The following is a 23,395-nucleotide window of genomic DNA, read 5'->3' on the forward strand; positions in this document are numbered from 1 at the left end:
AGATCTGATCATGACATTGAGATTTAGTTCAAAAAAATCCCCGCTAATTTCTTAGCAGGGATTTGTGTATAAGAGACAGCTTTTCAGTGCCTTTTTTTACTTATTTAACTGAAAATATTAAATAGTTTATTCATCGTCTTCAACAAGTGTCATTAGTGATGTGTTACCACCAGATGCCGTTGTATCAATACTAATTGTTTTTTCAGTAATTAAGCGCTTGATTAACGTATCGTAATACTCAGAGCTAATTACTGGTAAAATTGCACCTTTACGCTGTGCAAGCTGCTGGCTAAAGTAGCCTAAGCGAGACGAACGAGCTGCAACTACCGCACCTGCTAAATGAGGGTGAGCCAAAATAGCTTGTAACTGATTAGGTTTAGCTACTTGGAAAACACCTTCAGCAACACCTGTAGAAATAAACTTATCTCTAAAGGCAACGGCTTCATCATAAAACAGCTCAGACGCTACAGTAATTACCGTATTACCTGCGGCAATAGCGGTAATGATAGACAATGCCCAAAAGTTGAATGATGTGCTCTTATCTGCATAACACACCACACAACCACGCGCTTCTAGATGAAGTGTATTAGACTCACCCGTTGGCCCAGGCAGGGTAGTAAACTTACGCATGTGTTTTTCAAGGCGGTTAAGCTGAGCACGTGCTTCTGAAAGTGTTAATGCTAAATCATCTGCTAAGTCGTCGATAATTTCTACCGTCGCGATTTTAGCAAGCAACTGACGTACAGCCGAAACACGGTCGTTTAATGGTGTTGCACGCCAAATTTTTTCATCACGCATTGAGTTAGCCATCAGCTTTTTAACTTGCTCATTTGCACCGCTGTAGTGGTGTAAATCAAGTTCGTCAGGCGTTAGGTTAGTCATTTGTACGTTATCTGGAGATGCTTTTTCTTTCACTAAACGTTGTAGGTAGTTAGGGCCACCGGCTTTAGGGCCAGTACCTGATAAACCACGGCCACCAAATGGTTGCACACCAACAATAGCACCAATCATGTTACGGTTAATGTAAACGTTACCGGCACGTGACATTTTAGCTAGGTACTCACAACGCTCTTCAATACGTGAATGAACACCCATTGTCAGGCCGTAACCAGTGTTATTAATTTGGTCAATTACGTTATCAATGTCATTCGATTTAAAGCGAACAATATGAACACATGGGCCAAATACTTCACGTTTAAGTACTGATAAGTCTTTAATTTCGTATAAACGAGGAGCAAAAAAGTATGCGCCATTTTGCGTATTATCAGGAATTTTACATTCGTAATGAAGTATAGAATTACCTTTTAAGTACTCAACGTGTTCGTTTAAGTTTTTAAGTGCTTTTTCATCAATTACCGGACCAACATCAGTTGATAGTAATGATGGATCGCCAATGTGTAACTCAGCTAGAGCGCCTTTAAGCATTTCGATAATGCCATCTGCTACGTCATCTTGAATGAATAAAACACGAAGAGCAGAACAACGTTGCCCAGCACTTTGAAAACCAGAACTGATCACATCGTCAACTACTTGCTCAGGAAGCGCCGTTGAGTCAACAATCATACAGTTTTGGCCACCTGTTTCTGCAATTAACGGTACTTGAATATCGTTACGTGCAGCAAGTGTTTGAGAAATTAATGTGCCTGTTTCAGTAGAACCGGTAAACATAACTGCTTGAATGCGTTCATCAGGAACAATTGTTTTGCCTACTTCAGAACCGCGAGCAATAACAGGTTGAACAACATGCTCAGGTAAACCAACAGAGAGCATTAGTTCAATTGCACGAATTGCTATTAAACTTGTTTGCTCAGCCGGTTTAGCAATTACAGTATTACCTGTAACAATGGCTGCTGCAACTTGGCCTAAGAATATTGCAAGCGGGAAGTTCCACGGGCTAATACATAAAATAACACCACGGGCTTCAAAACGCTCATCTTGTGATAGCTCTTCAGCGCGCGCTGCGTAGTAGCGACAAAAATCAACTGCTTCACGTACTTCATCAATACCGTCTTGCGCTACTTTACCTGCTTCTTTAATACAGATAGCAACGAGCTCATCGTGATGACGCTCTAAAATATCAGCAACACGACGCAGTAAATTAGCACGGTCTTTTACTGGTGTTTGTGACCATGGTTCAAGTGCAGCTTCAGCATTAGCCAGTAATACTTTCATTTCTTCGCCGGTTTGCAACTTAACGTGACCGATGATTTCTTTGTGATTCGCTGGGTTTTTAACAGCCAATGAGCCTTCAGGTACTTGGCTTTGCTCAATTAAGTGCTCGTTAAACCATGTTTCAAGATTCTCTTTGAAAGGGGTAATAACGTTAATATCGGTTAAGTCCATGCCTTTAGAGTTAGCACGTTCTTCACCGTATAAATCAATTGGCATTTTAATTTGCGTATTGTACTTGTTACGCAGGCCTTGCAGTGTTTCTACAGGATCTGGTAGCAATGATTCAACAGGTTTTGTTGTATCTACAATGGCGTTTACAAATGATGAGTTAGCACCATTTTCTAATAAACGGCGAACAAGGTATGCAAGTAGGTCTTCGTGTTGACCAACCGGTGCGTATACGCGGCACTGAATTTTTTCCTCGTTTACGATTTGGTCGAATAATGACTCACCCATACCGTGCAAACGTTGAAATTCAAAACCGGTGTTGTCGCCTTTCGCTACTTCTAAAATAGTCGCTGCAGTGTAAGCGTTGTGCGTTGCAAATTGTGGATAAAGTACGTCGCGCGCTTCAAGCATTTTGATTGCACATGCTTTGTAAGAAACATCGGTAGTCGCTTTACGTGTAAACACTGGGAAGTGCTCTAAACCATCTTGTTGAGTGGTTTTAATTTCTGTATCCCAGTAAGCACCTTTAACTAAACGTACCATCATCTTACGGCCAACACGGCTTGCAAGGTCCGTTAGCCATTCAATTACAAAAATAGCGCGTTTTTGATACGCTTGAACTGCTAAACCAAAACCTTGCCAATCACCAAGATCTTCATCACTGAATACCGCTTCAATTACATCTAGTGAAATATCTAGACGGTCAGCTTCTTCGGCATCAACTGTAAAGCCGATATCGTATTTTTTAGCGGCAAGTGCAAGTTCTTTTAGCTTTGGTACAATTTCTTCCATCACGCGGTCTTTATGAGTGAACTCATAACGCGGGTGAATAGCAGAAAGCTTCACTGAAATACCAGGGCTCTTTACAGGACCACGGCCGTTTGCCGCTTTACCAATAGCATGAATTGCATTCATGTAGCTGTCAAAGTAACGCTTCGCATCTTTCATTGTGCGCGCGCCTTCGCCTAGCATATCGTAAGAGTATACATACCCTTTTTGCTCTGTATCGGCAGCACGTTCAATTGCTTCGTCAATGGTACGACCCATAACGAATTGCTTGCCCATAATTTTCATTGCAAAATTTACAGACTTACGAATAACTGGCTCACCTAAACGACCAATAGTCTTTTTAAGCATGCCGAACTGTTGTTCTTTCGTTTTGTCTGTGTAGTTAACCATTTTACCGGTAACTAATAATCCCCAAGAAGACGCGTTTACAAATAAAGAATCGCTGCTTCCTAAATGAGAGCTCCAATCACCTTTCGCTAATTTGTCGCGAATAAGTACATCTTGAGTTGCTTTATCTGGAACACGAAGCAGCGCTTCGGCCAAACACATTAATACAACGCCTTCTTCACTAGAGAGTGAAAATTCATTTAAAAGCGCATCAACACCGCCTTGCCCATCTTGCTCTTTACGAATGTTTAAAACAATTTGGCGGGCTCTTTCCCAGGCACGACTTCGTGCTTTTACGCCTACTTCTGCAAGCGGTAAAATATGATCAATAACCGCATTTTCATCTATGCGGTAGAAGTCACGGATTCTTTGTCTAATAGGACAAATCGTTGTTAAATCGCCGTTGAATAACATAAGCAACCCTCAGGAGTGTTAAGAATTATAGTAAAATTAATTACCAATAAATTACCAGTGATATTGTGAGTGCATTCTAATTAAAATTCAGCAGAATATGCTGGTTAAATTTCGCGATTTACGATAATTTACAGGGTATAAATTTAACTTATCCGCATAAAATTCTGTTATGACAATTCCAAATAGATTACGCATGCTAGATCGTATTGATTTAGCCATACTAGACGTTCTTCAAAAGAACGGCAGAATTTCTAATGTTAACCTCGCAAAGCAGGTTAATTTAAGCGCCAGCCCGTGCCTAGACCGGGTTAAACGTTTAGAGCAAGAAGGCTATATTGAAGGCTATTACGCCAAGCTTAGCGAAGCTAAACTTAATCAGAGCTTAGTAGCGCATGTTCAAGTATCGCTTGTTGCTTCAAATACTGCTGTATTTAAAGTCTTTAGAGAGCACATATTAAGGATAGATCAAGTAGTCGAATGTGACATGGTGGCAGGTGGCTATGATTATTTATTAAAAATCCGTGTTTCTAATATGGAAGAGTACAGACAAGTGCTAGGTGACTTAGTCGATATACCTGGCGTGGGCACTCATCATACTTATATGGTGATCGAAAAAATTAAAAAAGACGAAGGGTTGTTAATCGACATTTAGGCATCCCTAAAATAATAAAACCGCCAAGTGCGGTTTTATTTCAGTACATAAAGGCTCTATCAATATAGGTCGTACATTACCTTATACATAATTTATTACGACCTTCCGACTTCGCTCTATATAACGCCGTATCAGCCGCGCATATTAATGCTTCCGATGTCCTGTACTGATTATCGTATTCACACGCAATGCCTTGGCTCACACTAATTTTTACATTTGGTGGCAGCCCAATATCTCTAAAATTAATGTTGAGTATTTTTTCTTGAATACGTTTTGCGATCATTTCTGCATTTGAGATATGTGAGCGGGGTAATACAACAGCAAATTCCTCACCACCATAGCGAGCTACTAAGCTATCCTTGGAGGGTAGGCATGCTTCAATAGTTTGCGCTACCTTTTGTAAGCATTTATCACCTTTAACATGACCAAAACTATCATTAAACAGTTTGAAAAAATCAATATCGATTAAAATAAAACTCAAAGGTTGTTTGTTTACGATGCACTCTTGCCAATTTTTAATAATCGTTTTCTCTAGGGTGCAGCGATTAGCGACGCCAGTGAGGTGATCTATTTTGGCTATGTTCTCGAGTACTTTATACTTTTTAACATGCTTTGAAATGTCATGCATAATACAAATAAATAAAGGTGTATTGTTTGTGGTTGATGCAGGCATACAAGAAATTGAAAGTTCTATATCTAAACAGTTGCCGTTATTTTTTATTATTTTAACTTCTTTGGGACCATGATTGAGTGGTGTTTGATAATTATTTTTCCAACTTTCAAACATGTAAGCATAGTCATCGCGATATTGCTCTTGTAAGCAATCATGCCATTTTCTACCTATTAATAAATCTGACGTCACGTTAAAAAAACGTGCTGCAACGGGGTTTACTGATTCAAACACGCCATCTGCATTAACAATAAAAATAGCATCGGCCATGACATTCGTGACATTAATAATAGCGCTTATTTTTTCATTGTTAACGGTGTTAGAAATGCTGCTCATTAATGCAGATACAGCATTGTCGGCGTTGTTTGCTCTGCTATTTTCATTATTGTTAGACATGGTGTTGCTCATTTTTATTGTTAATGAAACTTTATGTCTAGTAGTTTATTTAATTTATGTTTTTTAAACCTTTCGGTAACCTTCTTTTTTAAGTTGTTGATTTTGCTGTGTTTTGTAAGGTGGTGCCTTTACTCAGTTTTTCATTATGCCTAGAGGGGGCGAAAAGGTGGTTAGTTTATAAAAAATTGCACAGGGATAAATCAGCTCTGTGCAATTTAAAAGTCAATAATTAAGCGTTGTTAGTTAGAGTATATCATCATTTTCAACCTGAGGATCGGCGCTTTCATAGGCTTTGCCATTACACTCAACATTAAAAATTAAACATACAGTACCGAAGTTTTTAGCTGTATCTGTGATGGTGATTGCTTGGCGGTTATCGCTTAGTTTATAACTAAAGTCTTCTGCACATGCTCCCACTTTATTAGTAATTGTTGCCCCTGTGAAAACAAAACCTTGTTCAATCGCCACTTTATCTAAGCTATAAATACCTGCAGTTTCTGTTCTGACAATTCCACCGCCAGTTGCTGGTTTGCCACCCCTAGAGTAGCTAAAAATAGCTTCATTATTGTTTAGCTCAATGTTTACTGTAAAGTTAATTTGCTCTTGATTGTTATTCATCTTATTTCCTTTTTGCTAATTGCTATAGCTGAAAATTAGTAATACCTAAGTTAACTAGGCTTAATTTTATTTCTGAGATTTCGTTTTCCCTGTTTAAACAGGTATAAGCTTGAACTAGCGGGTAAGTTATTTTTACGCTTTGGGTTGCTTTTTTTATTTCAGAGAGCGCCATAAGTGTTTGTTCACAAAATTTAATTTTCAATGCTTCATCATTAATTAATTTAGCTTTTATTAAATTTACATTCGCTAAAATTATATTGTTCTTAATATCATTCATTTTCCATTGTTGGTTTTTATAGCGCTTACTATTTTCAAGCGTATTTAAAAGTTGTTTTGCTTTAAGGAATGAATATCTATTTATAAAATAATGAATCAGGTTTATTTGTGTATTAATAATTTTTATATTTGAAAGGTCATTATTATTAATAAAGTTAATAATATCATTGGTTTTTGTATCAATATCAGAACCATCAGATAGCATTAATTGAAGGGTAAGTGATTGATTGTACATAATTTGGAAGTAATTGTTTTTTGGATCTTGAAGTCGAGCTTTATTTATCGCATTAGTAGCTTGTATGGCCTTTTTATAAGCTTGGCGCTTATTTGTAAAATAGCTAAGTAAGTGACTTTGTTGAATATAAGTATTCGCAAGGCTTTTGAGTAAGCTAGCATCATTTGGGGTACGTTCTAGCATGTTGGTTAATTCATTAGAGGCATTATCAAACATGCTCATAGCTGTATTGAAGTTACCTAAACTTTCCTCAGTACTAGCAAGCCAACTAATAGTATCTGCTTTATCACGTAATAAATTTTTGTTGTTTGGTTTTAGCTCAAGAGCTTTATTTTTAAGGGCGAGCGACTCTGTAAAGCGTTGTTTCGCGGCAGTGTAGTTAAATTGCTTTAAATACAAAGACCCCAGCGAATTATGTGAATACGATAACTCCATAATCGAGTTGAAATCATTCGGTGCTAACGAATACATGATTTCACTGTAAGAGTGGTACTTTTTAAATAATGGCTCAGTAGCAGCATAATCACTTTTATCATAACTAAGCTGCCCTAACCAAAAGGCATTGGCACCCGCAAGTGTGAGTAGCTCTAAGTTGTTTGGCTGGATTTTTAATAATGCCTCAAGGCGGGTGCGGGCGTTTTCAAAGGCGGTGAAGGCTTCGTCGGTTTTACCGCGAGAATAAGCTACCTCTCCCATTGCTTCAAGAGTTTGTGCGTACTGAAAACGGTTGTTAAATTGTGCTTTATCATCGCTAAAGCTAAAAAGTGAACCTGATTCGTCTGTTTGATTTGTAAAATATTCAAGTGCTTTATTACTAATACCATCAAGTAAGTCCATACGCTTTACGCTACGTAATTTATCGGCAAAATCGCCGACCATAAAACCGAGCAGGCTTTCAGCTTCAAGTCGTTTTTGCTGCGCCTGCTGTTGTGCTTTAAAACTGGTGAAACTCATTAATAACGCAATAAATGTGAGTAAACAGAGTGAAAATATTGTGCCGCGTTTTATGTTTGTTTTAGTTTTAGTGCTTTTAATGGATCTTTTAATAAGTGCATGTTCGTTATCGTCAAGCTCGAATACATTATCGTTGAGTAGTGAAATAACTTCTTGCAGTGGTTTACCCGGTGCCAAAAGGTAAGCATTACTTTTACCTTCATTAATCCAGTTTTGTGCTTGGTGTTGTAAGCGGCTTTTTATTGCCAGTGCATCTTTATGGTCATTAATCCAGTTTTTTGCACGAGGCCATTGGCGTAACAGTGCCTCGTGAGCAAGACTAAAACAGGCTTCGCCATTTTGTAAGTGCGATACAAATAAACGGCTTTCTACCATGGCCTGCACAAATTCTTTTTGGCTTTTATTATTTAATGTTTGCCAACGCGCTGCTCGGCTAGTAATAGTTTTACCATCAGGGTTTAGGGTCACTAATTGCGATAACACGCTATTAAGTTGTTGCTGTTGCTCGCTGTTTAGGCTAATAAATACATCTTCTGCTTTTTTACCGATTGCGCCCTCAATACCACCTAGTTTTGTATAAACACTGTGTAGTAGCTCGTTATTATCACTGCGTTGTAAATACAGTTCCTGCAGTGTGTATTGCAGCATGGGCAGTGCGTCGGGGTTATTAGCTGTATCGGCGCAAAGTATTTCATCCAGTGGCGTTTGGGTTTCTGGGTCATTCGAGAATGTTAAATTAGCGGTTAACGCTGGCAGGCGAATAATTTGTTGTAGATCGTGCCTGTTTGGTGGTGTTAAATCGTAGTGTGCGCCATGAGCTTTACCTGCCATTAGGCTGGGTTGTTCAACCACTAAAGGATAAAAGTCGTTACGACACGCACTAAATACAATCACTGTTTTAGAGGTTGCTAAGCGCTCAATAACCGATAAAAAATGGCTGCGTGTTTCGCTACTAAATAAAGGAGAAGAAAGTAGCACTTCTAGGCGGTCAATAAATAAAAATAACTGCGGTGTTTTAAGTTGTGTAGAGGTTTTGCCAAGTGCAGCTTGTATGGCGTTAATTACGTCATCTATTGCCAATTCTAGTTGTTCTGCAAGTGTTTGCGCGCTTAATCCTTCAAACACAGGCAGGTTGTTTATATCCCAATCAAGCAGTGCGGAAGCTAAATCTAAAAAAAGCCTATTTTGATGGACGTCTGCAAAGTCGAGCTGAGCGTAGGAAACCACCCCAATGCCATTATAGCCTCGCTCATCAAGTAATTTAGGCAATATACCCGCATTTACAAGTGATGATTTACCTGTGCCACTTGGACCGAGTATTAAGCAAAAAGCACGACCAAATTTAACTTGGCTCGATATTCTATTGAGTAACGTTTCTATAGATTGATTACGGCCAAAAAATAGGTGTGTATCGCTTGGGTTGTAGGCGCTTAATCCTAAAAAAGGAGAGCCACCTTGCCATGTGTTTTCAGTTGTTTTTATGTCTTCAGCTAGAGGAAACTCAAGTTTTGCAATAACGCGGTAACCACGCTTTCGAATAGTTTCTATGTAGGTAGGTTCACTTGCTTTATCACCAAGGGCTTTTCGTAACTGTGTAATTGTTTTATGAAGCGGGTTATCGCCCACCTCAACATTTTTCCAGCATTGATCTAATAGCTCGTCACTCGTAACAATTTCGCCTTTTTGTAAGCACAGATGGACTAATACATCCATGGCTTTTGGTTCTAACTGTTTAGTTTTTTCTGCACGCTGAAGAGTATTTGACTGGGGATTGACTTGCCAATCACCTAAATAAAAAGGGCTGCGATTCATAATGGCTCATTATTGTTATTATGTAATTAAAGCGAGTGATTTGCCGACTTTTTTAACTAAGTCTTTATATTACAGATAAAATAACAAACAGATAAAGAGTTTTATGCAGTAAAAGTGGTTTATTGATGTGGGTAATTCAATATTGAGTTACCCACTGAGTTTTATGACTCTATATCGCTTTTATTTATAGTAACTACGCGTTGAGGGAATGGGATTTCAATATCAGCATTATTAATTGCTTTATAAACACCACCGTTAATAGCTAGCTTAGTTTCGATAATTTTAGTTGTAGGTACCCAATACCTGTAACTAATAGTTACGCCGCTATCAGCAAAACGTTCAATACCCACTTGTGATAACGGATTTTGTGCGACTAATTCGTGTGCTTTAAGTACGTCTTCAATAAGGCTAATCGCATTATCAGAGCAAGCACTATAGGCTATATCTATTTCACCTTTGACCAATGAGTAACTAAATGAGTTATGAAGTATTTCACCTACTATATGCTTATTTGGAATGGTGATTTCTACTTTTTCTTCATTGATTAAAATAGTGTAGCCAAGCTCAATTGTTTTAACTTGGCCGCTTACATTTTTAACTTCAATAGTATCACCAACAACAAAAGGTCGAGTGGCTATAATGGCAAGGCCCGCACCATAGTTAGAGAGCATTCCTTGCAGCGCTAAACCAGCACCTAAAGATGCAGCACCAATGGCTGCTACAAATGGCGTAACGCTGATACCTATTTTGCCAAGTGCAATAATTATAACCATTACAATTAGCAGTACTTTTACCACGCTACTGACAAAGCTAGTAAGCGTAATGTCAACGTTATGACGGGTCATTAACGCGGCTACAAATTTGGCAAGCTTTTGTGCTATCCACAAACCAATGAGGACGATAAAAATAGCGCCAACAATTTGCATACTGTAGGTAACCATATACTCAGTAAGCATGGTGTAATATTTTTCAAACTGTTCGATTTCAGAACTGATCATAAAGCGCTCTATGTTAGGGCTATGTTGTATTTTTCCAACTATAGCAAAATGTTGACTAAAAATGGATATAACAGCGGCACTATAATTGCTGTTAATAAAGCACTTAGCGCCATTGCAACTGAGGAGTAAGCGCCTACTTTTGGATGTTCAGCAATAGCAGCAGCAGTCCCAATTGCATGACAAGCTGTGCCCATTGCAACACCTTGAGATTCGTGATTAAAAATATTAATGAGTTTAAAAAGCATAAAACCAAATAAAGCGCCTAGTAAACCAATAAAAATAACTAAAGCCGCAGCAAGAGAGCTAATCCCCCCTAATGAGTCAGTAACAATTAAAGATATTGGGGTTGTGACACTGAGTGCGGCAACAGATGCACTTAGCTGCGCAGGCGCATTAAATAATATGCTTAGCAAAAATGCCACAACGGTTGCGTTAACAATACCTAAGCTACATGTTGCGACTATGAGTAATAGATTTTTTCGTACGTGTGTAAACTGCTGATATAAAGGAAGCGCTAAAGCCACAATCGCGGGCTCTAATAACCAGCTTAGTAATTTGCTGTGCGAGGCAAATTGCGTATAAGGCAAATTTAGATTAACTAGTAATAAAGCGATAATACTAATACTTAAAAATACGGGGTTAGTGAGCGATTTAAATACGCTGTTTTTTATACTTTGGTTTACGGCCCTTAGTGCTAAAAACAATACAATAATAAAAGGAATACTTAGCCACCATAAATTAGGCTGTAGCTCTGAAATAGCGGAAAAAGTAAAATTAGTCATTATTTTCTCTTCCCTTAAAGTACGCAATTACACTGCTAACAAGCAACAAGGTAGTTATAGGGACTAGCACCATAACTGAGGCTAAAAATGCCCAGTGCGACTTTATAAGGCCGAGATGTTCAATAAATCCCACACCCGCAGGAATGAAAAATATAGGCATAATATTTAAAATAGGGGAGGCGCATGGTTTTACATGTTGCTCTTTTACAATACCCGATAAGAGTAAAACTAATAAAATAACCATAGCGAGTAACGGTGCAGGAAAGCTTCCACCAATAAAGTGCATAATGAGTTTAGCACAGGCTAAACATAGTAAAATAATAGCGCTACTGAGCAGATATTTCATCAAAGTGGCTCACAGAAAAGATAAGAGCTTAACTTTAACAAATCAAACTCTTTTATGCATTGTGCAATAGTCTACCAGTGCTTTGTATTTGCGTAGGTTATATCTGCTTTTCCTTTAGCTTTAGCAATTGCTTTTTTAGTGTTTGGGTTTAGCAGTAAGCGAATTTGGCTTAAGGTTTCTTTAGCGAGTATTTTTCGTTGGTTTGGTTTATAGCTAAGTTGTGTAACACGTTTAATAGCAGCAAGCGTATCGGGTGAACGCTCAAGTAATGTATCGAGCATGTTTTGCGTTGCTTGCTGAGTATCATCGGTAAGTTTAGTAACCAAACCTAGCTCATTTGCTTGTTGTGCAGTGATTGGGTTTGCGTGGCTTGCAAGCCAAAGTGCTTGGTCGCGCTTAACTAAACCGCTCATCATTACATTTGCGCCCATATCGGGGCACAATCCCCAACGCGCTTCCATAATGGCAAGTTTGGCATCAATATGAACAACTCTGTAATCTGCCCCCAAAGCTATTTGCAAACCACCCCCTAAACAGTTGCCATCAATTTGTGCAATAACGGGCACACTAAGTGACTGCCAGCCTAATACTACTTTTTGCGCTAAATTTTGATTGCCTGGTAACCATTTAAGCAATAATTTCACTATGTTCATTGGTGTAGCCATTACTGCAGATATATCAAGGCCTGCACAAAAATGCTCGCCATCACCTTTTATTACCACAGCACGAATACTACGATCTCTTTTTATATTTTTAATGGCTTTGTTTAGCTCTACAAACATTTCAAAGCTTAATGCATTTTGTTTTTTTGCTCTGCTAAGCGTGACGGTTGCAATGCCATTTTGTTTTTCTAGTTTTATCATTACACACTCCTCTGACCTGTTGCTTGAGCTTATGTTGTTATAGGAATTAAGTAAAGTGACGGTATTTTTTAAATAAATGGAATTTATTGCTAAAGCCGTAGTCTTAAAGGATTGGTTTTAGATGAGAAAAAGCTAAACAATTCGAACCTAAGATAATAAAAATATTTTACGTTGTTATTTTAACTAAAATAATAAAAGTAATCTTTATATTCAATAGTTTAGGTGAATTGTTATTTGTCGATTTAGTTGTATGCTGAATAAAGCATGACTCGGTTACAAAAAAGTCAGTGTTTTACGTTTTTTTTTATCAAAATGATGATGAGATTTGATAATATAGCGCAACTTAAAAGCTTAAGGTAAGCACATATGTCGGGTCCACGTTTATATACGGTAGAAGAAGCTACTCACCAAGCTTATGATATTTTTTTAGAGTTAGCGCCAAATAACTTGAGTGAAAAAGATGTTGAAGACTTTAATGAGTTTAGAGAAGACCTAGGCTTTATTGAAGAAGACGAGCCAGATGACCAGTGGCAAGACTTTGTAGCCCTTGAAATAGAGCCAGAGCACTTTATTCAGGTGTTGGTTGGTTTAGAATTTGAAAATGATGATGTTTTGTTTGCTAAAATTTTGATTAGTCGTGATAAAGATGCTCCGTTTTGTCATATTTTATGGAAAGAAACTGAATAAGCAATACTGCTTATTTTTATAATTGTGTGCAGAGAGAGTATTGTGCGTAAGTATTTATTTTTAATTTTTTTAATAATTAGCAGCCCAAGTTGGGCCGTTGATCCATTTGAAGATTTTCATGAATATGGCAAGCTCTCTGATGAAGAAATTCATGAGTTACACAAAGGTGACATGTTCTATGGTGATACTGAATTTGGCTTTATTCTAAGTAAAGGTAACACCAATTCGACCAGTTTTAAGCTCAAAGGTAATTTATACCAAGACTTTGAAAAGTGGCGTAACCAATTTAAAATAGACTCTCTTTATAAGCGTGATGAGAACGATGAAAGCGGTGGCACTGATGTTACAGCTAATCGTGTTTTTGTATCAGCGCAAGGTAACTATAAAGTAGGTGTTAAAAACTCCTCATTTTTTATTTACGGTGATTACGAAGAAGATGAGTTTAGTGGACTTGATTTTAAAAGTACGGTGGCGACAGGCTATGGTGCACGTGTATATCAAGGCTCTAAAAACAAAGTAGATATTGATATAGGACCTGGTTTATACCGTTCAGTAGCGGATGAAGATTCGGATGTGAGCGAAGATGAAATTAATAAAACCGGTTATTTAGTACGTGTTGCAATGCAGTGGGAACGTTTGGTTTCTAAGCGTACTCGTTTTAATCAAGATGTGAGTATAGAGCAGTCGCTCTCAGGTCTTAATTCTCGCTTAAAATCGGAAACCGCACTAATAAGCCAAGTGATTGGTGCGGTATCACTCAAATTTACCTACATGTATCGTTATAATTCAAAACCCGAAGATGATAAACTCAAGTTTGACTCAGAGCTGAGTGCTACATTGGTGTACAGCTTTTAAGTATTTATTTAATTTAGAGAATATTATGTATCAGCATAAACAGTATGCGGTGTTTATCTTTTTTGTATTAGCGTGGATAGGCGGTTTTGTAGCGCTTGCATGGAACTTGTTAGGCGCTGATGGACCTTTAATGATATTTGCTGGGATTTTAGTGCTGGTGGGCTTTTTGTTCCATGGTCTAACAGTAAAAGTAGATGATAAAAAAATTAGCTGGGCGTTTGGCCCAGGCGTTGCAGGGCAAAGCATTGAGCTTGGCGAAGTAGTAGAAGCTAAGGCAGTTCAAAACTCTTACAGACACGGTATTGGTATGCGAATTACTCACGATGGTTGGGTGTATACAGTATCTGGCTTTAGTGCAATACAGCTAACGCTTAAAGATGGCACTTTGTATCGAGTTGGCACAAACGATCAAAAAGGTTTACTAGCCGCTCTAAAAGAAAAGAATGTATCAATCGCGCTGCCTAGTAAGGCAAAAACTGAAACGGTTAAGCGCAACAATATGATATAAAAAAAGCGCCCTAGGCGCTTTTTTCTTGGTTTAACAGTGTATTAGTGGTCGTGACCACACCCACCTTCACCATGTACATGACCATGAGTGAGTTCTTCTTCGGTTGCATCACGTACTTCTAGTATCTCTACATCAAAGTTAAGTGTTATGCCTGCAAGTGGGTTATTACCATCTACAATAACTTCTTCATCTTGGATATCGATGATCATTACTGATTGGTCACCATCATCTGTTGATGCACGAAATTGCATGCCGACTTCAATTTCCATACCTTCAAACATCGACTTAGGTACAGCTTGCATTAGGTTATCGTGGCGTTCGCCATAACCTTCATCAGGTTCAACTTTTACGCTAAGTGTGTCGCCTGGTTGTTTGCCTTGCAAAGCATTTTCTAGGCCTGAAATTAAGTAGCCTGTGCCAATGATAAAGTGTAGTGGCTCACCACCGAACGAGTTATCAATGCTATTGCCATCATTATCCATTACCGAATAATGCATTTTTACCACTTTGTTTGCCGCAACGATCATAGTCATTCCTATTTATTCATCTTCAAGAGAGTAGGGTAGAGGCAGAATGCTTAGCTCCACCTGAGGTGTGTGTTTTGCACGAAGTACCTGAGTTACATCAGTATCGTTTGGCAACACAACGAGGCCTGTTAATTTATTTGTTTGTTCATTAAAGCTTTGTGCAATAAGTTTACCCGCACGGCGCCAATTTTCGCCTAATTGGGTTTCTAAATCGGGCTCTGAAAGTATCCCTTCGCTTTGACCTGAAACTATATACATTGCACGCTTATTTTTACCTAGGTACTTCATGCGAGCCACAGTTTCTTGACCGGTATAACACCCTTTTTTAAAGCTTATACCGCCAATAGCATGTAGGTTTACCATTTGAGGAACATACTCGCCAATTGCATCTGCACTTAACTGAGGTTCACCTGCAAGCATAGATGCTTGTTGCCAAGGAGCTTCGTTATCAAGTGTAGATACGTCATCAGGCATACTAAACTGGCTATCGACCATCAATAAAACACGGTTATCAGCTAATTTTAGTGCTTTACCGCTTTCAAAGTCACACGCGCTCGCATCACCTTCAAAGTTAATATCAAGTTGTGCGAGTGCATCAGATAAGTCATCACCAATTAAGCCAATTAAACGCCTTGAACACTCGCTGATATCAACTTTTGCAAATACAGCATATTTTTTAAGTTCAGCTAACGATTTTTCAACTTCGGCTTGGCTACCCGCAAGGTAGTAGCTATCTTGATAAGAAAATAATTTAAATACGCCCCAAAGTTTACCTTTAGCGCTGCAATGGCCAGCCCACAAATAATTACTGCTGGTTAATTTATTTAGATCTTGAGTGATTTGCCCGTGTAAATAAGATAATTTATCAGCACCGCAGAGGCTAATAAGTTGATGAGATAACGGACATGCATAAACGCTCGACATAAAAACCTTCTTTGCAATATAAATGAAGTGACATAATAACGCAGTTGCTACGTATGGTACAGACAAGCACCTAATGGTGTGGGTTTATTATTTAATGAGAGATTAATAGCTGCTAAATAGGCTTGTGTTTGTTAAACTCGAGTCAATTAAGTATGAGGTTTAAAATGGTTGAAATTCATAGTAAAGCACGTATTCGTTGGGCTTGTCGTCGTGGCATGTTAGAGCTAGATGTTTTGTTTATGCCGTTTGTAGAAGAAGCATACGACTCTTTAAACGCAGAGCAACAGGCTATCTTTCAGCGTTTGCTCACGGAAGAAGATCCTGATTTATTTGCATGGTTTATGGGCCATCAAGAATGTAAAGATGAGCAGCTAAATAGCATGGTACAACTTATCTTAGACCGAGTTCGTGTATAGGTTTACGGTTACAAATAATAAAGCTGACCACAAACCTATTGTGGTCTTTTTTTGCATGCTGAGTTTAATATTATGCTTATTTTTAAGTTCAGTTTTAGCTATGATTTTTTGCTTGGTAATGAATGTGGTCGCTGGTTTTGTAGTTTGGCAAAAAGTGTTAGCAATTCACCCAAATCACGGCGTTATAATATTAGAACCTAAACTATTTCGATTTGAGGGTGAAGCTTTACAAGTTCAGGGCGAAATTAGTAAAAAAAGTCGCTTTTATGGCAATAGCATCTGGCTGCATATTAAGGGTTTTAGTAACAGCCATTGGCTAATAATTTCAGCCAATGGTGTTAATAAACAAAGCTATGCACGCTTAAAGCGCGCGGCTTTAAATGCGATTAATTTCGCTTTGGAGTCAAAATAGTCGGTGTTGGGTTTTCATTTTGTTCAGGGTAGTCAATTGTGTAATGCAATCCTCGGCTTTCTTTTCGCTCCATCGCACTTCTAATAATTAACTCAGATACTTGCACTAAATTACGAAGCTCAAGTAAGTTATTACTTACTCTAAAGTTTGCATAGTAATCGTGTATTTCTTGCTGCAGTAACTCAACTCTGTGTAATGCGCGTTCTAAGCGTTTAGTTGAGCGTACAATACCTACATAATCCCACATAAATAAACGTAGCTCATGCCAGTTATGGGTAATAACTATTTCCTCGTCTGAATTACTAACACGGCTTTCATCCCAATGAGGCAGTTCCATTGGCTCAGGTGCATGTTCAATTTTGCTTAAAATATCTTTAGCTGCAGCGTGGGCAAATACAATACATTCTAATAGTGAATTACTTGCCATACGGTTTGCACCGTGCAGGCCTGTATAAGCCACTTCACCAACTGCATATAAGTTATCGAGATCTGTTTTACCGTTAAAGTCAGTCATTACGCCACCACAGGTGTAATGGGCGGCAGGTACAACAGGGATTGCTTCTTTAGTTATATCAAGGCCAACACTTAAGCATTTTGCATAAATAGTAGGAAAGTGCTCAATAATAAAGTCTTTATCTTTGTGGCTAATATCTAAATAAACACAATTAGCACCTAAACGCTTCATTTCAAAATCGATTGCGCGTGCCACTATATCACGTGGAGCAAGCTCTTCACGGCTGTCAAAGTCTTTCATAAAGCGAGTGCCATCAGGGCGTTTTAAATAAGCCCCTTCACCGCGCATAGCTTCTGTAATTAAAAAGTTTTGTAGTTCTGGGTGGTAAAGGCTTGTTGGATGAAATTGATTAAATTCCATATTGGCAACTTTACAGCCAGCACGCCATGCCATTGCAATACCGTCACCACTTGATACATCTGGATTAGAAGTATACAAATACACTTTGCTTGCGCCACCAGTTGCAAGCGCAACAAATTTAGCTGAAATGGTTTCTACCTTTTTCGCTTTTTTGTTCCACACATACATACCTTCAATGTGTGAGCCTGTTTTACCTGCGCTTTTATCTGTAATTAAATCAATGGCGTTGTATTGCTCTAAAAGCGTTATATTCTTATGAATTTTAACTTGGCTGATAAGTGTAGTTTGCACCGCTTTGCCAGTGGCATCGGCAGCATGCAAAATACGACGATGGCTGTGACCGCCTTCACGTGTTAAATGAAAACGCTCTTTTCCTTTGCTATCAAACTCCATATCAAAGGGAACACCTTGGTCAATTAACCACTGTAGGCAATCATGAGCATTAGTCGCTGTATAATGAACAGCGTCTCTGTCGCATAAACCGCCGCCCGCATCGAGTGTATCTTCAACATGAGATTCTATGCTGTCGTTTTGTTTATCAAATACTGCTGCTATACCACCCTGGGCATATAAAGTAGAACCTTCGGTAAGTGCTCCTTTACTGATCACGGTAACGTTACAATAATTAGCGAGAGATAATGCAAGTGATAAGCCTGCTGCGCCGCTACCGATAATAGCGACATCTGCAATGTGATGTTTATTTTGGTTCATGTCAGAGGTACTTTGCGGTTACAATGCCCATATAGAGCAATATTTGTTTTTAATATCTGTAGTTGTATCATATTTGTCATACTACTACGTAGTGATTTTAAAGGCTTAGCGCCGTTATTTATCATCTATTTTATAAAAAAATAATATTAAGCAGAACTTTTTATTCATAAAGAGGTCAGAGTATTTGTGAACAATGACGACAATATGAATAACAAGCAAAAATCAGACATAGGAGTACCGGCTCGAATGAGCGAGCAGGAATTAGATTTAGTGCTAGTAAAAAGGGTCCAGCAAGGAGATAAAAACGCCTTCAACCTATTAGTAAAGAAGTATCAAAACAAAATTGCAGGTTTGATCTCACGTTATGTATCTAACCAAGGCGATATTGCTGATGTAGCACAAGAGGCTTTTATTAAAGCTTACCGTGCACTTCCAAACTTTAGAGGTGACAGCGCCTTTTACACGTGGTTATACCGTATTGCCGTTAATTGTGCTAAAAATTACTTAGTAGCCCAGGGGCGTAAACCGCCAGCAAATGATATAGACGCCGAAGATGCCGAATTTTACGATTGTGCAGATTCAATGCGATCTAATGCATCTCCTGAAAACCTACTTTTAAGCGAAGAAGTACGCGCTGTTATTTTTAATACGATTGATAGTTTGCCTGAAGATCTTAAAACCGCAATCACCCTTAGAGAAATCGAAGGGATGAGCTATGAAGAAATAGCCGTGGTAATGGATTGCCCAGTCGGGACGGTGCGTTCGCGTATATTTCGTGCCCGTGAAGCAATTGATAACAAATTAAACCCATTAATAGGCGAGTCTTAGTATGACAAAAGCACACCTTAACAAGTTAGATAACGAAGCGTTATCGGCATTACTTGATGGCGAGCAACATCTGACCGATGCAAAAATTGCAGAGCAAGATGTCACTACGTTTGGCCGTTATGCGTTAATTGGTGATGCGATGCGTGCTCAAAAAAATAATAACGACATACATATTGATATTAGCGATCGCGTTGCATTAGCACTAGAAAGCGAGCCTGTTTATACTGACTTTAGTCAGACAAAAACACAGCCTCAAGCAATCACTGAAACAGTACAAGATAATAAAGTAGTCGCTTTTAATTGGCGCAAGCCAGTTGCTCAACTAGCTATTGCAGCAAGTGTGGCAATGTTTGCTATTGTAGGCGTTAATACGTTACCTCAAAGCAACAACGACCAACAAAGCGAAATTCCATTACTGCAAACCACACCGCTAGCGGGTATGGCGTCACCAGTAAGTTATTCATCTGAGCCTGCGCTTGAAAATGCAGAGCAAGGTTTGCGTGAACTGCAGCAACAACGTATTGGTGCATTAGTTCTTGAGCATCAACGCCAAGCACGAGTTGCGAATTCTTTAGAAACAGCGCAAACTAATACCAAAGCGTCTGAGGAAAAAAACTAATTAAATGAAAGTAATCACTTTTGTTCTGTCGTTGGTAGTAAGCTTTAATGCATTTGCCAGCGACACAAATCCTGCCAAAGATTTATTACTACAAATGGCTAATGCCGTTCATACCCGTAATTTTGACGCCTCGTTTGTGGTTGTTAAAGGTAAAACAATGGAACCCTACCGCTGGGTGCATGCTTTACAAGGTGACACAGAACTTGAGCATTTAAGTTTACTTAATGGTGCTGGCCTAGAAATGGTGCGCATTAATAACCAAGTTACTTATTTTGAACCTCAGTCTGAACCCTATTCTCTAAAAACAGATTCAATAGCTGGACCAATTCCTGAAGTACTTTTTAAAGATATAGATCGCTTAAGTGCGCACTATGACTTTGTGCTTGGCGGAAAGGGTCGTATCGCAGGGCGTGCTGCACAGTTAGTTCGCATAGAGTCCAAAGACGAGTATAAATATAATTATTGGATTTGGCTGGATATGGAATCGTCGTTGTTATTAAAAGCAGCATACGTAAACCATGAAGGTGAAGCCTTAGAGCAATTACAACTTACGCATATTAGTGTGACAGAGCAGCCAGCCAGTATGCTACTTGAAGTACTTAATCGAAACTTTCCAACGCCTTTACCAAATGATGCACTTATAAACGAAGATAGTGCTGCCACCAACTGGAAAATAAGTTGGTTACCAGATGGTTTTGAGTTACTAAAATCAGATAGGCATAAGCTCGATTTAAATAATGAATTAACTGACTATTACTTGTTCTCTGATGGTTTTGTTGAAATTTCGGTATTTATTCAGCGCCCATTGCCAGGTAAGCGTTTAAGCGGAGCACTAACCTCTGGTGCAACGACAGTATATGTGCATAATGGCGGTAATTTTGATGTATCGGTTGTTGGTAATGTACCGAGTATGACCGCAAAAGCGATTGCAGAGTCAGTTACTCGCGCATTATAAACGATTCGTAAGGATTGTTATGATTGAACAAACCCTCACTATTGTGGCCCTTGATGGCCACATTGCTCATTTAGAAGCAGAGCAAAAACAAGCTTGTGAAGGCTGTAACGGTCGTTGTGGTTCACAAGTGTTTGGTAAGCTATTTGGCACTGCAAAAAAAACCTTCCCCTATAAATTTGAATCCCCGGTCGAAGTGGGTCAAAAAGTTACCTTATCACTTGATGATAGTCATGTAGTTAGGCATGCTTTTGCTGTTTACATGTTACCGCTCCTTTTAAGCTTGGTTTTTGCATTTATTGCGGCGCAATTATTTATGGCTCCCGAAGGTTGGCAGATTTTAGCAGCAGCTTTAGGTGGTGTTACTGGCTTTTTTATAGCTAAAACTCGTGTGAAATCGCTAAAGCACGATATAAAAGTTATAAAAATTCATCCAATTAGTATCCCTTTAACTCAAATAGATGGTGATTGACGCCAATTAAATGTAAAATTGCCGTTTTATACCAAAGTAACTTGGAAATACAGGGAACCGTGGTTTTTTAAATTATTTTATCTGACTGAATTATTTAAGTTAAGTAAACATAACTTGTTGTTATTCAATAAATAAAATGGTTATAACCCATCTTAAAAAGCATTCGTGATGTTTGTTATATACAAATTTAGCTTATGGCATCCTATAGCAAGTATTTTCAAGTCACTTAGGTATTCATATTTAGTCCATTAAAATAGAAGTATAGAATCCAGTTTATGAAGCATATCCGTAATTTTTCGATCATCGCCCATATTGACCATGGTAAATCGACCCTTTCAGATCGTTTGATCCAAGTTTGTGGCGGTTTAACCGACCGTGAAATGCAAAAACAAGTTTTGGATTCAATGGATATTGAGCGCGAACGTGGTATTACCATTAAAGCGCAAAGTGTAACGTTGAATTATAAAGCGAACGATGGCGAAACTTATCAACTTAATTTCATTGATACTCCAGGACACGTTGATTTTACGTATGAAGTATCACGTTCTTTAGCTGCATGTGAAGGTGCACTACTTGTTGTTGATGCAGGCCAAGGCGTTGAAGCGCAAACATTAGCTAACTGTTACACCGCTATTGAAATGGAATTAGAAGTAATACCAGTACTTAATAAAATCGATTTACCGCAAGCGGATCCTTTACGTGTTGCAGAAGAAATTGAAGAAATTATTGGTATTGATGCTCTTGATGCAGTGCAATGTAGCGCTAAAACGGGTGTAGGTATTGCCGAAGTACTTGAAATGATTGTTAGAGATGTTCCGCCACCAGTAGGCGACAAAGACGCACCTTTACAAGCGCTTATTATTGATTCTTGGTTTGACCCGTACCAAGGCGTTGTATCACTAGTGCGTATTAAGCACGGTGAACTACGCACGGGCGACAAAATAAAAATAATGTCGAACGAGCATATACATACAGCTGACCAAGTAGGTGTGTTTACACCTAAGCAAACTAACACCGGTATTTTAAGAACCGGTGAGGTAGGGTTTGTTATTGCCGGTATTAAAGAGATACATGGTGCGCCAGTGGGCGATACTATTACTCATCAAAAAAATGCGGCTCCACTTCGCTTACCAGGCTTTCAAAAAATAAAACCTCAGGTTTATGCAGGTATGTTCCCAATTGCATCTGATGAGTATGAATCATTCCGTGATGCACTTAACAAATTAAGCTTAAACGATGCGTCGTTATTCTTTGAACCAGAGAATTCAACTGCGCTAGGTTTTGGTTTCCGCTGTGGCTTTTTAGGTATGCTGCACATGGAAATCATTCAAGAGCGTTTAGAGCGTGAATACGATATTGATTTAATTACAACGGCACCTACGGTAATCTATGAGGTAGTTACTAAAGAAGGTACATTCCAGATTGATAACCCGTCTGATTTACCTGCAGTAAACGATATTGTAGAAATTCGTGAGCCGATTGTTGAAGCTAATATTCTGGTACCACAAGAATACCTAGGTAACGTTATTACCTTGTGTATTGAAAAACGTGGTAGCCAAACAAAAATGACTTATCACGGAAAGCAAGTAGCTGTTACATATGAGCTACCTATGGCTGAAGTGGTAATGGACTTTTTTGATAAATTAAAATCAACAAGTCGTGGTTTTGCGTCGCTTGATTATAACTTTAAACACTTTCAAACATCAGATATGGTGCGTGTTGATATTTTAATTAATAGTGAGCGTGTTGATGCACTTGCGATTATTGTTCACCGAGATGGTGCGCAGTCTCGTGGTCGTCAGTTAGCTGATGCATTAAAAGAGCTTATTCCACGTCAAATGTTTGATATCGCTATTCAAGCAGCTATCGGACAACATGTTATTGCTCGTACTACGGTAAAACAGTTACGTAAAAACGTAATTGCTAAGTGTTACGGTGGCGATGTGAGCCGTAAGAAAAAGCTACTTAAAAAGCAAAAAGATGGTAAAAAACGTATGAAGCAAGTAGGTAATGTTGAAGTACCTCAAGAAGCGTTTTTAGCTATTTTAAAAGTTGGTAAATAAAAACAAAGGATTATA

General features: G+C 38.6%; 22 protein-coding genes. 11 read left to right on the plus strand and 11 right to left on the minus strand.

Annotation, left to right across the window (positions count from 1 at the left end):
• Nucleotides 1–126: 126 nt before the first annotated feature.
• Complete coding sequence (gene putA / locus GQR55_RS08090; protein ID WP_166420183.1) at nucleotides 127–3,930, minus strand: bifunctional proline dehydrogenase/L-glutamate gamma-semialdehyde dehydrogenase PutA; 3,804 nt, start codon at nucleotides 3,928–3,930, stop codon at nucleotides 127–129.
• 169 nt (nucleotides 3,931–4,099) lie between these two features.
• Here putA and GQR55_RS08095 point away from each other — a divergent pair, with 169 nt between their 5' ends.
• The gene (locus tag GQR55_RS08095) at nucleotides 4,100–4,582 is read left to right on the plus strand and encodes a winged helix-turn-helix transcriptional regulator (RefSeq protein WP_166420184.1); all 483 of its coding nucleotides are present in this window, start codon (nucleotides 4,100–4,102) and stop codon (nucleotides 4,580–4,582) included.
• 76 nt (nucleotides 4,583–4,658) lie between these two features.
• Here GQR55_RS08095 and GQR55_RS08100 read toward each other — a convergent pair whose 3' ends face one another.
• The 7 genes from GQR55_RS08100 to GQR55_RS08130 all read right to left on the minus strand — a co-directional run bounded on the left by GQR55_RS08100 (nucleotide 4,659) and on the right by GQR55_RS08130 (nucleotide 12,532).
• Complete coding sequence (locus tag GQR55_RS08100; RefSeq protein ID WP_165740718.1) at nucleotides 4,659–5,648, minus strand: sensor domain-containing diguanylate cyclase; 990 nt, start codon at nucleotides 5,646–5,648, stop codon at nucleotides 4,659–4,661.
• A gap of 243 nt (nucleotides 5,649–5,891) precedes the next feature.
• The gene (locus GQR55_RS08105) at nucleotides 5,892–6,266 is read right to left on the minus strand and encodes a DP-EP family protein (protein WP_166420185.1); all 375 of its coding nucleotides are present in this window, start codon (nucleotides 6,264–6,266) and stop codon (nucleotides 5,892–5,894) included.
• Nucleotides 6,267–6,288: 22 nt separating this feature from the next.
• Nucleotides 6,289–9,543 carry a winged helix-turn-helix domain-containing protein gene (locus GQR55_RS08110; RefSeq protein ID WP_166420186.1) on the minus strand — a complete coding sequence of 1,085 codons (3,255 nt, stop codon included), beginning with the start codon at nucleotides 9,541–9,543 and terminating at the stop codon, nucleotides 6,289–6,291.
• 161 nt (nucleotides 9,544–9,704) lie between these two features.
• The gene (locus GQR55_RS08115) at nucleotides 9,705–10,541 is read right to left on the minus strand and encodes a mechanosensitive ion channel family protein (protein ID WP_166420187.1); all 837 of its coding nucleotides are present in this window, start codon (nucleotides 10,539–10,541) and stop codon (nucleotides 9,705–9,707) included.
• Nucleotides 10,542–10,579: 38 nt separating this feature from the next.
• Complete coding sequence (locus GQR55_RS08120) at nucleotides 10,580–11,323, minus strand: LrgB family protein (RefSeq protein WP_166420188.1); 744 nt, start codon at nucleotides 11,321–11,323, stop codon at nucleotides 10,580–10,582.
• Nucleotides 11,316–11,669: a CidA/LrgA family protein gene (locus tag GQR55_RS08125; RefSeq protein ID WP_166420189.1), complete on the minus strand. Its 354-nt coding sequence runs from the start codon at nucleotides 11,667–11,669 to the stop codon at nucleotides 11,316–11,318. Before GQR55_RS08125 ends, GQR55_RS08120 begins: the two co-directional genes overlap by 8 nt.
• A 71-nt stretch (nucleotides 11,670–11,740) precedes the next feature.
• Nucleotides 11,741–12,532, minus strand: coding sequence for a crotonase/enoyl-CoA hydratase family protein (locus tag GQR55_RS08130; RefSeq protein WP_165727562.1), 792 nt, complete (start codon nucleotides 12,530–12,532; stop codon nucleotides 11,741–11,743).
• Between the two features lie 366 nt (nucleotides 12,533–12,898).
• On the opposite strand from GQR55_RS08130, the gene GQR55_RS08135 reads away from it, so the two are divergent.
• Genes GQR55_RS08135 through GQR55_RS08145 form a run of 3 tightly spaced genes read left to right on the plus strand, consistent with a single transcriptional unit; the run spans nucleotide 12,899 to nucleotide 14,582 of the window.
• Nucleotides 12,899–13,219: an HI1450 family dsDNA-mimic protein gene (locus GQR55_RS08135; protein WP_007581697.1), complete on the plus strand. Its 321-nt coding sequence runs from the start codon at nucleotides 12,899–12,901 to the stop codon at nucleotides 13,217–13,219.
• A 42-nt stretch (nucleotides 13,220–13,261) separates the two neighbouring features.
• Nucleotides 13,262–14,074, plus strand: a complete 813-nt coding sequence (locus tag GQR55_RS08140; RefSeq protein ID WP_007581700.1) for a DUF481 domain-containing protein — start codon at nucleotides 13,262–13,264, stop codon at nucleotides 14,072–14,074.
• A gap of 25 nt (nucleotides 14,075–14,099) precedes the next feature.
• Nucleotides 14,100–14,582 carry a hypothetical protein gene (locus tag GQR55_RS08145; RefSeq protein ID WP_008168001.1) on the plus strand — a complete coding sequence of 161 codons (483 nt, stop codon included), beginning with the start codon at nucleotides 14,100–14,102 and terminating at the stop codon, nucleotides 14,580–14,582.
• A gap of 41 nt (nucleotides 14,583–14,623) precedes the next feature.
• Here GQR55_RS08145 and GQR55_RS08150 read toward each other — a convergent pair whose 3' ends face one another.
• Both GQR55_RS08150 and GQR55_RS08155 read right to left on the minus strand, forming a co-directional pair.
• On the minus strand, nucleotides 14,624–15,109 hold the full coding sequence (locus GQR55_RS08150) for a peptidylprolyl isomerase (RefSeq protein WP_007581704.1): 486 nt from the start codon (nucleotides 15,107–15,109) through the stop codon (nucleotides 14,624–14,626).
• Nucleotides 15,110–15,121: 12 nt separating this feature from the next.
• Nucleotides 15,122–16,033, minus strand: coding sequence for a folate-binding protein YgfZ (locus tag GQR55_RS08155; protein WP_166420190.1), 912 nt, complete (start codon nucleotides 16,031–16,033; stop codon nucleotides 15,122–15,124).
• Between the two features lie 164 nt (nucleotides 16,034–16,197).
• Between GQR55_RS08155 and GQR55_RS08160 the strand changes: the two genes are divergently transcribed.
• Together GQR55_RS08160 and GQR55_RS20175 are read left to right on the plus strand one after the other, a co-directional pair.
• Nucleotides 16,198–16,449, plus strand: coding sequence for a succinate dehydrogenase assembly factor 2 (locus GQR55_RS08160; RefSeq protein ID WP_024598759.1), 252 nt, complete (start codon nucleotides 16,198–16,200; stop codon nucleotides 16,447–16,449).
• A 55-nt stretch (nucleotides 16,450–16,504) separates the two neighbouring features.
• Entirely contained in the window at nucleotides 16,505–16,861 is a 357-nt protein-coding gene (locus tag GQR55_RS20175) for a hypothetical protein (RefSeq protein WP_231615048.1), read from the plus strand.
• Here GQR55_RS20175 and nadB read toward each other — a convergent pair.
• Nucleotides 16,836–18,446, minus strand: a complete 1,611-nt coding sequence (gene nadB / locus GQR55_RS08165; RefSeq protein WP_166420191.1) for an L-aspartate oxidase — start codon at nucleotides 18,444–18,446, stop codon at nucleotides 16,836–16,838. The two genes, GQR55_RS20175 and nadB, sit on opposite strands and share 26 nt — an antisense overlap.
• Nucleotides 18,447–18,692: 246 nt before the next feature.
• On the opposite strand from nadB, the gene rpoE reads away from it, so the two are divergent.
• The 5 genes from rpoE (at nucleotide 18,693) to lepA (ending at nucleotide 23,380) form a co-directional block, all read left to right on the plus strand.
• Nucleotides 18,693–19,274, plus strand: a complete 582-nt coding sequence (gene rpoE / locus GQR55_RS08170; RefSeq protein ID WP_002958721.1) for an RNA polymerase sigma factor RpoE — start codon at nucleotides 18,693–18,695, stop codon at nucleotides 19,272–19,274.
• Nucleotide 19,275: 1 nt separating this feature from the next.
• Nucleotides 19,276–19,893, plus strand: a complete 618-nt coding sequence (locus GQR55_RS08175) for an RseA family anti-sigma factor (protein WP_166420192.1) — start codon at nucleotides 19,276–19,278, stop codon at nucleotides 19,891–19,893.
• A gap of 4 nt (nucleotides 19,894–19,897) precedes the next feature.
• Nucleotides 19,898–20,848, plus strand: coding sequence for a MucB/RseB C-terminal domain-containing protein (locus GQR55_RS08180; RefSeq protein WP_166420193.1), 951 nt, complete (start codon nucleotides 19,898–19,900; stop codon nucleotides 20,846–20,848).
• 19 nt (nucleotides 20,849–20,867) lie between these two features.
• Nucleotides 20,868–21,317: a SoxR reducing system RseC family protein gene (locus GQR55_RS08185; protein WP_166420194.1), complete on the plus strand. Its 450-nt coding sequence runs from the start codon at nucleotides 20,868–20,870 to the stop codon at nucleotides 21,315–21,317.
• Between the two features lie 275 nt (nucleotides 21,318–21,592).
• Nucleotides 21,593–23,380 (plus strand): translation elongation factor 4, encoded by a 1,788-nt coding sequence (lepA, locus tag GQR55_RS08190; protein WP_166420195.1) that lies wholly within the window; start codon nucleotides 21,593–21,595, stop codon nucleotides 23,378–23,380.
• The last annotated feature ends 15 nt before the right edge of the window (nucleotides 23,381–23,395 follow it).

Origin of the sequence: Pseudoalteromonas sp. Z1A8, assembly GCF_011378855.1 — a bacterium.
GTDB lineage: Bacteria > Pseudomonadota > Gammaproteobacteria > Enterobacterales > Alteromonadaceae > Pseudoalteromonas.

Bases quoted from the DNA above. Each gene is read 5' to 3' on its own strand.
- GQR55_RS08145 (WP_008168001.1), top strand. From the start codon at position 14,100: ATGTATCAGCATAAACAGTATGCGGTGTTTATCTTTTTTGTATTAGCG.
- GQR55_RS08115 (WP_166420187.1), bottom strand. From the start codon at position 10,541: ATGATCAGTTCTGAAATCGAACAGTTTGAAAAATATTACACCATGCTT.
- GQR55_RS08155 (WP_166420190.1), bottom strand. From the start codon at position 16,033: ATGTCGAGCGTTTATGCATGTCCGTTATCTCATCAACTTATTAGCCTC.
- GQR55_RS08180 (WP_166420193.1), top strand. From the start codon at position 19,898: ATGAAAGTAATCACTTTTGTTCTGTCGTTGGTAGTAAGCTTTAATGCA.
- GQR55_RS08125 (WP_166420189.1), bottom strand. From the start codon at position 11,669: ATGAAATATCTGCTCAGTAGCGCTATTATTTTACTATGTTTAGCCTGT.
- GQR55_RS08160 (WP_024598759.1), top strand. From the start codon at position 16,198: ATGGTTGAAATTCATAGTAAAGCACGTATTCGTTGGGCTTGTCGTCGT.
- GQR55_RS08130 (WP_165727562.1), bottom strand. From the start codon at position 12,532: ATGATAAAACTAGAAAAACAAAATGGCATTGCAACCGTCACGCTTAGC.
- GQR55_RS08100 (WP_165740718.1), bottom strand. From the start codon at position 5,648: ATGTCTAACAATAATGAAAATAGCAGAGCAAACAACGCCGACAATGCT.
- nadB (WP_166420191.1), bottom strand. From the start codon at position 18,446: ATGAACCAAAATAAACATCACATTGCAGATGTCGCTATTATCGGTAGC.
- GQR55_RS08135 (WP_007581697.1), top strand. From the start codon at position 12,899: ATGTCGGGTCCACGTTTATATACGGTAGAAGAAGCTACTCACCAAGCT.
- GQR55_RS20175 (WP_231615048.1), top strand. From the start codon at position 16,505: ATGCTGAGTTTAATATTATGCTTATTTTTAAGTTCAGTTTTAGCTATG.
- GQR55_RS08110 (WP_166420186.1), bottom strand. From the start codon at position 9,543: ATGAATCGCAGCCCTTTTTATTTAGGTGATTGGCAAGTCAATCCCCAG.
- GQR55_RS08120 (WP_166420188.1), bottom strand. From the start codon at position 11,323: ATGACTAATTTTACTTTTTCCGCTATTTCAGAGCTACAGCCTAATTTA.
- GQR55_RS08175 (WP_166420192.1), top strand. From the start codon at position 19,276: ATGACAAAAGCACACCTTAACAAGTTAGATAACGAAGCGTTATCGGCA.
- GQR55_RS08150 (WP_007581704.1), bottom strand. From the start codon at position 15,109: ATGATCGTTGCGGCAAACAAAGTGGTAAAAATGCATTATTCGGTAATG.
- putA (WP_166420183.1), bottom strand. From the start codon at position 3,930: ATGTTATTCAACGGCGATTTAACAACGATTTGTCCTATTAGACAAAGA.
- GQR55_RS08105 (WP_166420185.1), bottom strand. From the start codon at position 6,266: ATGAATAACAATCAAGAGCAAATTAACTTTACAGTAAACATTGAGCTA.
- lepA (WP_166420195.1), top strand. From the start codon at position 21,593: ATGAAGCATATCCGTAATTTTTCGATCATCGCCCATATTGACCATGGT.
- rpoE (WP_002958721.1), top strand. From the start codon at position 18,693: ATGAGCGAGCAGGAATTAGATTTAGTGCTAGTAAAAAGGGTCCAGCAA.
- GQR55_RS08095 (WP_166420184.1), top strand. From the start codon at position 4,100: ATGACAATTCCAAATAGATTACGCATGCTAGATCGTATTGATTTAGCC.
- GQR55_RS08185 (WP_166420194.1), top strand. From the start codon at position 20,868: ATGATTGAACAAACCCTCACTATTGTGGCCCTTGATGGCCACATTGCT.